We start from the raw sequence: 9,960 nt of genomic DNA, 5'->3' as shown, positions 1-9,960 counted from the left end.
CCATAGCTGATGGCCCGAGCGGTAACGATCGCTGCAATACCGGATTTCACCATGAACATCAGCCCAGTTATATCGAGTTATAATGACAGGCCATTTAAACCAGGGAATGCGATTTTTTTTACATTTAAAAATATAAACATTTTTTCTTTTTTTGTTGAAACGAACAGGTTGGTCTCGAGGAGTTACAAAATATAACCTCATGCAAAATAAAAGCATTGTAAAAAAAAACATAAAACTTAACAAAACAACAAGAAGTAATATATTTTCACTGAGGCGCCAAGATATTTTCATTATGACAATGTTATAAAACGAGTAGATGGTAAAACCAAGCATTAATACTGCAGAAGGAATCATTCCCCACCATGTCATCCCTTTATCGTAACGAGGAATTTCCAGCCAAGTGTCATTTGTTTTATTTAGCCAGAGCAACTGCGGAGGTACTAACTGTGGTTGATTATTCTCCGGCAGATCCTCCTTCCAGGCACTGACGGGAGGATTAAGTTTCGGTTTAGCGCGAGCAAACAAATTGTCGGTCATACTCCAGTCCCTTATTGGCTGTCTATGGCGGCTGAAAGTTGCAAAATTTCTTCTGGATATGTTTTGTCTGGCCAGTAACTGACATTCAGCTCCATGCCCGTGAAGCGCTGGGTATTTAGCGGGTATTCTCCACTCAGCTGCAGCATTTTGCTGGTACCCGCCGTGATTAGCCTTTCATCCAGTGCAGGCGCAGAGGTCACTTTAATGGCAGGTGGAACGACGAACGCATTCATGCTCATGATATGAGTCAGTTCAACAGTCTGAGGCACTGGTTTGGCCTGGCCTGCAAGCTTTGCCGTCGAACCGTTACGCGCCAGCACTTCCCGTACCCCACTCCCCGTGGCAGTTAACTCAACCAGCCAGTCAGAGCCTGACTGGCTATAATCGGGAAGGGTCGCCAGAACGGACACCATCTTGGTTCCCGATATCGTGGAATTGAACAAAAACTCGGTGACCCGATCACGCACCAGCTGCGCTGAAACACCGCTTGCAATGGTATGTAATTCTTTCATCGCTTCCTGCAAATCACTCAGGCTGGCGGCATTCCAGGCTTTTTCTTTGCCACCGCGCTTTTCAACCGTACCAAAACAGGTATGGGTCAACCAGCGCTCCAGCGGCGAGCGAACATTGCTGTCAGCGACAGATGTCAATATCAGAGCCACTAATCCCAGAGCAATACACCAGCCTACTGGCCCTAAAATAAAGGCCTCGCTGAAAAGCGCAAAATTGCCAACAAAACCAAAAGCTATTCCAAACCCTCCAGCAACTATCGAGACAAAACCTGCGGCCTTATAATAATCAGCTGCTGTGGTATCCCCTGTAGCCCTGACATCACTAGATTTCATTAAAAGCGAAACACCATCAATCACCACAGCAACACCACCGATCACCCCGGCTACTTTCAGCATCGGGTGTACCATCTCTTTGCTCGCCTGGAACATCGTATAGACCTGTCCGACGATTTCTGCCCCGGCCGCTATCATTAAAAGCGTTCCTGAGCCAAGCGACATTACAGCTTGTGAGTCCGGTAGCCGGGTTTTCAGCGATTTGATATTCTCGTTCATGGTATGGATCTGAAAACCAAGCATGACTCCGGCAAGCACAACTCCCAGACTACCGGCATAAAAACTCGGCGGCAGTTCAAACTGAAAGCCTGCGACTCTGCGCATATCTGCGGCGCTTAAAGAAATTTCCCCAGTTGTCAGAGAGTGGCTGACTATCTCTGGTGTCAAGTCCGGTAAACCTGCAAGCTGACCTGAATTCTTGAGCAAGTTCCCCGATTTTATCGCCGATGCGCTGGTACCAGCCTTACGTACTGCCTGCTTAAACGCCAACGAGTCCACCGTTTTCAAGGGAGCCACCAGTTTGACCTGAATTTTACGTTCCAGAATCAACGGGTCGGTGATTTCAGGCCAGTGACCAGCCCGGGAAGCGCTGGTGATACTGTCAGCATTCTCGAAACGTTGAGTCAAGACAGATTGTCCGTGGGCATTTAATGGCTTACGCACAACATTCTGATAATCCCTGACGGTCATTTCTCCGGAATAAACCGCCACCATCGGCTCTTCACCTGCTGCACAGGCCAGGGCCGACATTGTACGGACAAAACCGGCTTCCGCTTTCTCTGAAAGCAGACTACTCAGTTGGCTAAGAGCCCCATTCAGCGACATCACCAGACTTGAAGTTGTTTGCCTGAACGCGTCGCTGTTAAGGAAACGCCCCATCTCGTCGCTATTGAGCAGCGTTTTAAGATTGGCGTACGTCATCGTCCCGTCATAGACCGACGTCGGCAGATCTTTTCTGCCTGCCAGCAACGCCCTGTAAGGTGGGCTTTTTGGGTCCTGCATCCATGAAAGCCAGACGGTTTTACCGCCATCAGCCGCGTTATCGCTTTTGTCCATCCCTACCATGCCACCGTGGAAATTACCGGCTAGCATGCCCAGAAGTGCAGCCCAACTAATAACACTGGTCTCTGGCGCATAATCATGCTCGATCACGGTATGCCAAAAAACAGACTGATAAGCTGAACTTAAATCCTGTACGACAGACTTTAGCTTTCGCTGGTAACCATCAGCCGTTGACTGATACCCAGCGACAAATTCAGCGCGAGCTGACTCATGGTAATAATCCTCCAGCCGCTCCATCGCATCCTGGGTTTTCATTGATACCCGTTTGACACGACTGATTGGATATTTTCCAGGAATCGCTCGGATGGTAGGATCCGTAGCTATTTTTTCCGCCATTCCGGCCCGAATTTGTAAAATGGCATCTGATATCATCTTCTTATGCCGATTTTCAGTCTTAGCCAGATAGTCAGTCATCACCTTAACGACATCCATTCTGGCACTGTTCAACTCCTGAATCACCCCTACAACATCATCCAGCACAATGGCATGCACTACACCGTACAACTCCTGTAACTCTGCGACCTTGTTACCCAGCACTGTCTGCTTCTTGATATCCCTTCGGGGATAAAAACCATACGCACCATCAGGCTGTCCTTCTTTTCCGACAATGCTCGGGAATTTTTCTGTCGCAAACTCCAGCACGTTCTTTGTCAGGGTGGAGAGTGTGGGGTCAAGCGTCAGGCTACGTCCAGTCCCTTCAATCGTCGCTGTTTTCCCCCCCATAATAGTCACCTGAGTAAAACGAGGGGCCGGAGCCTCCGCCTGTTTGTATTTCGCCAGCACTTCACGAGGCCAGGGGTCATTACTGAAGGCCACGGCGACATGGGAATACTTCGGGTCGACATTGATAAAGCTGCTGCGGATATCATGGTTCTGTTGTAAGCAGGCCGTACTCAGTGGTTCGACGTTTCCCCCTTCTGGCATTTCGTTCGCATTAAACATGCGCAGAAAGCCCTGTGGGGTGACTTGGTAGGCATACCAGACCTGTTTATCTGCCAGAATATACACATAGCCTTCGCGCAGAGTACGCAGGGCGTATTTGAATTCCCCCCCTTTCAGCTCAGTGTCCTGATGAGGAACGGCAGGATACCAGCCGGTATTAACCAGAGAAGCCGGGACTGCTGCCACACGCAGCGGGTATATCGCAACCCCCTTTCTTTCACACGACTTACAGCCTGAAGGCGTGCAGGCTGCCTGCTGACTGGCCGCGGCGTTCTTATTTGCCTGTGCTTTCATATCCATCATCAAATTCCTTTCTCAGTCGCGTCATTCTTGCCGCAGTTCCTGCCAGACAGCGTCCGGCAGGGTCTGGAGCAGTTGCGTAAAATGCAGCTCCGGGTTTTCCATGGCTTCTTCCAGCAGGGCCTGTACCGCTGCATGTGTGGTGATATCAACAGGCAGAGTCAGGGCATTGAGTGCCAGACACAGCCGGTCGCTGAGATGATGCAGCCCCACTTCTTCGGAGGCAGGCCAGGCATCAGCAGCAAGGCGCACTGCCTCTGGAGGTAAGGCGTCACGGGACTCATGCCAGGCAGACAGTAAACGCCAGATATTACGGGCTTCAGCTTGTGCCTGTTCAGCTCCCCAGTTCAGCATCCAGCCTTCATCACCGGGTTTACCACTCAGTGTCCTCAGTTCGCCCGTGCAGGATATCCAGTGCCACTGACTCGTTGTGGCAAGCAGACCTGCAAGCAACTCAGGATCAGCTGTCGCCTGTAACAGCTCAAGACGCAGGGGTTCGAACACAGGGATACTGACACCCGGTTTAATGCGTTTGCATAAATCAGCCAGCCAGACTGCCATTTCATCTGGCGGAAACGCTGAACTCAGCCAACCACAGACATAGCGCTTCTCGTACAGTGCTTCTCCGAATGCATAGGTTTCACTGCTGCGGACCAAATCTTCATCCAGAGACTCACCGGGAGAGGCCAGCAACAGCAGTATCGGGCAATGTTCTGGCGACCAGGCCAGATCCGGGCGCAGCACACGATGCAGGGCATCATTACCCTGACTGATCCGGAGTTGGTCTGTGTGCAGTGGGTTCCAGTCAGCCACTTTTTTGAGCGGATCGAGCAACAAATAGCGGTATTCATCCTGTCTGGCACTCAGGACGTCAGTTAAGGGAGTTAGAATATCCATCAGAGTGCACTCTCCACGCAGCTGGCCGTCGGTGGCAGTTCAGGTTGTGCCGGGCTGAAGCTCTGTGATGCCTGATGATTCAGGGTGGCTGATTTGGTATTCACATCTCCCGGAGTCAGAATGTTGACGCCGGACGGATCGATCACCACAGCGGTTTTACCGCAGTTTAAGGTGATTTTTTTGCTTGCCTGGATCAGAACCTCATCGTCCTTACTGGTTATGGTCATGCCTTTCAGAGCCGTCAGCAGCATGGCATCCCCCTGAGCCTGAATATCAACTTTGCCCATATTGGCGTACATCTTGATGCCCAGTGTTTTGGCAAACAGGCTGATTATCTCCCCGGCTGCAACGGTAAATTTCTTGAACACGCTGAAATCACTGTTCTCGCCAGAGGTCTGAATAAAGTTCTGTCCGCTGCTGATTTGAATACTTTGCGGTGATACCTGGGCGATCCCGTCCGGGGCACTCATCAGCAACACAGACTGCTGCAGATCCTTAAGAGAGGATTCCAGCAGTGTTTTTTGCGTCTGGATCTGCGCGAGTTCAGCCTGTGCAGTGGCTACAGCGTCGCTCAGTGATTTCGCTAACTGCTGCGCCTGATTGAGTGTTCCCAGCGCCGCATCCATCTCCAGGACCTGGCCCTGACCTTTGATTTGTGCATCTGCGGTGATGAAAATACCCTGCTGTGCCCGAACAGCGCCCCAACTGTCCGTCCTGAGCTCAAAACCCTCCCCGCGCGGCTGTTTTTCGCTGTCCACCAGATGCCCGAGATTCAGCTGACTTTTACCGCCGTACTCGGTGCTGACCTTGATGTGTTCTTTTCCACGCTCATCATCGAGGCGGATTTTGTTGTTCGCAGGCGTCCGCAGCACGTTACGTTTGTAGTTGCGGATAGTGACATGGTCGCCGTGGGCCGAGTCGTGCAGCACACCGGCAATGTACGGTCTGTCCGGGTTACCGTCCTCAAAACCAATCGCCACTTCGGTGCCCGCCAGCAGGGGTAAATGCAGGCCGTAAGTATCACCGGCATACGGGCGGGACTGGCGAACCCACAGGCTCTCGAACCCGGTTTCCCAGCTGTCACGGTCAAACAGCATGTTAACGCGATAGCGACCGTCTTTATCGATATGCCCGTAGGTGTCATTCTCGGTGGTGCTAGTGACCCGCCCCGGTAATGTCCCCGCCATCACCGGCCGCTGGCCCGGCTCAGGCCGGAAGCAAATATCCGGGCTGTCCGGGATGCCATCAAAACTGACGCTGAAGTCTTTATCACGCCGTGCGTGGCTGCGCATCACCGTGATGACAACCCCCCCGGCAAATACGTCTGCCACTTCCGCCCCGCCGGTGACTTTCAGCACCTGTCCCGGGGAAAGCACCGGGCTGCTGGTGACGCCCCGCGCCCCGGTCTGCCCGTTCAGGTAGCGCTCATGGCGAATGCGGGCGTAAAACGCCCCGGACTCCGGGGCCGGAACACGGTCACCGGAACTGCCCACTGTCAGATAGTTATCCGCATAGTGATACGCCTCACCATAGGTGGTGGCATCCCCCCGGGTCACATCCACCTGGCTGTTCAGGTCATCCGTCGCACTGCGGTAATTGTAGTCCCGGGTGCTGACCTGCTTCTGCACCACGTGATGATGGCTCTCCATTCCCCATACCGCGTCGGCTCCCTGCGAGTGCTGCCCTGACGGTGGCACCGATGGCAGCGTCAGGTCTCTCCTGTACCCCTGCTGGCTGTCGTAAAACTCCACCACGTCGATATTCAGCCGCGTATCAGTGGTAAAGCGGAACCAGATACCCGCCTCACCCAGCAGGCGGGTAATAAAGTGCAGGTCGTCCTCACCGTACTGCATCACCTGCTCGCGGCGCGGGTACACTTTTGAGAGTGAGAACAGGAAATCCTGCCCGCGCATGTTGTGGCGCTCACGCAGAATTTTTTCCACAATCTGTGGGACAGACATGTCCTGGTAAATGGCATTCTGGTGCGATCGGTCAAGCAGCGCCAGCCGGGGCTGGAGCGTCAGGGCGTAACGGGTCTCATCCTTTGAGGTGCTGAGGCGCTCAAAATGGCTCACCACCCCCTGGAGGGTACGAATGACCTGCTGTATTTTGATACCGTAACCCTGGTCAACCGGGGCCTGCAGTGTCAGGGAGGCGGCTTTCATCAGCATCGTCTCTTTGCTGATGCCATGGTCAGGGCTCGTGAATTCAATACGGTAGCTGAACGGCGTGCTCAGGGCTTCTTCGCCTTCAAAGGCCAGCACATCGAGCACGTTGCCACAGCCTTTCACCACCAGCAGGTGATGGTTGTGGCTGAATCTTATCGGGGGATGATTGCTCATATATCCCCCCCAAGTATCGGTTCAAATGCCAGCCCAATCCCCTCTTCCTCACTCCAGTCAAGGCGTAACGACTGTGGTTTCTGCTTCGCAGCCATGTGGGTCAACAACTGCTGGCTCAATACCGGCAGAATTTGTTGATTCAGAAGACTGTCAACATTACGTGCTCCCGTATCCGGCAGCAGACAGGCCGCCGTCAGCGCGTCATACAGGCTCTCATCAATCTGCGTGGTCAGGCCGTAGTGACGATTCAGACGCTTACTGACCTGATCGAGTTTCATCCGCACAATAATGCGCATGGCGGGCTCACTCAGCGGGCGGTAAATCACCGTCTGGAAACGGGCCAGTAATGCCGGCTGGAAGTGGTCACGCAGGATCGGGCGCAGCAGCGTTTGCAAATCGCCGTCACTGGCTTGCGGTTGTTCCTCCAGCAGCTGCATAATGTGATCGCTGCCAAGGTTCGAGGTCATCAGGATCACGGTATTACGGAAGTCGATTTCACGCCCTTCGCCATCACGCATAAAGCCCCGGTCAAACACCTGGTAGAACAGGTTCATCACATCCCGGTGTGCTTTTTCCACTTCATCCAGCAGTACCACGCTGTACGGGCGTTTGCGCACGGCTTCAGTCAGAATACCGCCCTGGCCATAACCCACGTAACCCGGTGGCGAGCCTTTCAGCTGGGAGACGGTGTGCGGCTCCTGGTACTCCGACAGGTTGATGGTAATCAGCGACTTCTCACCGCCGTACAGGACATCCGCCAGTGCCAGCGCGGTTTCCGTTTTACCGACACCACTCGGGCCAACCAGCAGAAACACACCCTGCGGGCCATGCTCTGATGTCAGGCCTGTTTTCGCCGCGCGTAAGCGGCGGGCTATGGCATTAAGGGAAATATCCTGCCCGACCACACGCTTGCCGATTTCGTCCTCCAGCGTCAGCAGTTCGGTCTGCTCGTCTTTCATCAGGGAAGACAGGGGGACACCGGTCCAGTCAGCAATCACATTCGCGACCGTACGGGTATCCACATCCACCTGCACCAGGGCATCGCCCTGCTGCGCCTGTTCCAGTTGTTGTTGCAGGCCGAAAATTTCAGCCTGATTGCTGGTATCCTGCCGGCTGGCCATCAGCTGTTGCACCAGCGCCTTTTCATTGTTGAAAAGGCTTTCCTGTGTCTGAATTTCCGCGTCCAGTTCAGACCGCTGCTGTTCAATAGCCCCCAGACGATCCCCATGGCGGTGACTGCCAGCGGCGATATCCTCAAGCAGGGCCTGTTCTTCCAGCGCCAGTGCGGTCAGTTGTGCCTTCAGGCGAACGAGGGCCTCAGGTACGGTATCGAGGCTCATACGGACACGGGCAGCGGCAGTGTCCAGCAGGTCTACCGCCTTGTCCGGGAGCTGGCGGCCAGTCAGGTAACGACGGGACAGCGTGACCGCGGCCCTTACCGCATCGTCGGTAATATGCACGCCGTGGTATTCGGCGTAGCGGGACTTCAGGCCACGTAGCATCAGGCATGCCGTGTCGTCGTCTGGCTCGTCGACTTTTACCATCTGGAAGCGGCGCTCCAGGGCGGCATCCCGCTCGAAGTACTGCTTATATTCAGACCAGGTCGTGGCAGCAATGGTACGCAGCTCACCCCGGGCCAGGGCGGGTTTCAGCAGGTTGGCCGCATCCGCGCCACCGGCCTGGTTACCCGCGCCAATAATGGTATGGGCCTCATCGATAAACAACAGGACTGGCACCGGTGACTGCTGCACTGCGTCGATAACGTTTTTCAGGCGCTGCTCAAACTCCCCCTTCACGCCGGCACCTGCCTGCAACAGGCCGAGGTCAAGGGTGCGCAGGATGACCGGCTTGAGGGATTCCGGTACGTTGCCCTCAGCAATACGCAGTGCCAGGCCTTCCACCAGCGCGGTTTTACCGACACCCGGTTCACCGACCAGAATGGGGTTGTTCTTGCGACGGCGGGAGAGAATATCCACCATCTGGCGGATTTCAGTATCACGCCCGAACACCGGGTCAATTTTGCCCTCTTTGGCCTTGGCGGTGACATCGAGGGTGAATTTATCCAGTGCATTCTGCAGGGCCGGGCTTAGTTCCCCTTCTTTAACTTCCGCACCGGCAGCATCGCCGATAAATGCCACGTCTCCCCCATGGTTCTGTGCCAGTTCTGCTTCCTGCTGCACTTCTGGCCGTTCGTCGGACTGGGCATCGAGTAACGGGCGCAGGCGTTCAAGCTGACTCCGCCCCAGGGTCAACAGTGGCCACAGCCCCTCGCTGCGTACCAGGCTCGGTTTCTCAGCCAGCGCCATCAGCAGGTGTACACCACGGATGTGATCTTCGCCATTCAGGGAGGCGATCAGCCAGGCTTCCTGCATCAGTTTCTGTATACGCTCAGAAAGCTGCGGGCGGTGACGTACCGAACGTGGCAGTGCATCGAGCCAGCCCAGCAAATCCTGCCACAGGGTATCCATATCCCATTCATAGCGGCGTGCCAGCACCGTCAGGTCACCTTCCCCCTGCTCCAGCAATTTTAGCAGCCAGTGCTCTGGCAAAATTTCGACGTGGGCACGGGTCTGGCACAGGGAAGCCGCCCCCTCCAGCGCACGGGCACAGTAAGGGTTCAGACGTCGCAGCAGAATGGCGGGGTTTTCCATGACTTTCTCTCTTTATCGGTTCCTGGGCACGCTACCGCCCTTCGCTGTTTCCCGTTAAGGGGACCAAAGCGCATATGGCCGGGCGGGCAGATTGTGGTTTTCTTTGCTCATCACCCGCGCAGGCAGGCATTCAGCAAAGAAAAAGACGGGCAGAATGGACTGCCCGTCCGGGCTTAACGCTAAACAGGTAGTGAGTGTGCAAGACGGCAAACAAGTCCGCCCGGGGCTTACATCAGTAAGTGACCGGGCGTATCAGTGCTGCCAGTGTCACTACCCGTGCGAAATATGATGCGTAACTCAGGCAGTAGCGCGTTCGTTCCATGAATCGGAATGAATGATGTTGCCGTCCTTGTAGGTCCAGGTGATTTTTTCATAACGCAGTTC

5 protein-coding genes and 1 pseudogene are annotated in these 9,960 nt (G+C 54.5%); all 6 read right to left on the bottom strand.

Annotation, left to right across the window (positions count from 1 at the left end):
• On the bottom strand, positions 1–537 hold a 537-nt coding region (locus JK154_RS17325; RefSeq protein WP_211993970.1), incomplete at its 3' end, for a DUF6708 domain-containing protein.
• An 11-nt stretch (positions 538–548) separates the two neighbouring features.
• On the bottom strand, positions 549–3,689 hold the full coding sequence (locus tag JK154_RS17320; RefSeq protein WP_249215986.1) for a T6SS effector BTH_I2691 family protein: 3,141 nt from the start codon (positions 3,687–3,689) through the stop codon (positions 549–551).
• A 21-nt stretch (positions 3,690–3,710) separates the two neighbouring features.
• Positions 3,711–4,583, bottom strand: coding sequence for a hypothetical protein (locus JK154_RS17315; RefSeq protein WP_211993969.1), 873 nt, complete (start codon positions 4,581–4,583; stop codon positions 3,711–3,713).
• Positions 4,583–6,925, bottom strand: coding sequence for a type VI secretion system Vgr family protein (vgrG, locus tag JK154_RS17310; RefSeq protein ID WP_211993968.1), 2,343 nt, complete (start codon positions 6,923–6,925; stop codon positions 4,583–4,585). Before vgrG ends, JK154_RS17315 begins: the two co-directional genes overlap by 1 nt.
• Entirely contained in the window at positions 6,922–9,576 is a 2,655-nt protein-coding gene (tssH, locus tag JK154_RS17305) for a type VI secretion system ATPase TssH (RefSeq protein WP_211993967.1), read from the bottom strand. Before tssH ends, vgrG begins: the two co-directional genes overlap by 4 nt.
• Positions 9,577–9,873: 297 nt before the next feature.
• Positions 9,874–9,960, bottom strand: a pseudogene (locus tag JK154_RS17300) (type VI secretion system tube protein Hcp); the annotation flags it as partial.

It is taken from the genome of Citrobacter sp. JGM124 (genome assembly GCF_018257795.1).
GTDB lineage: Bacteria > Pseudomonadota > Gammaproteobacteria > Enterobacterales > Enterobacteriaceae > JGM124.
This window is presented reverse-complemented; position numbering and strand designations above follow the sequence as displayed.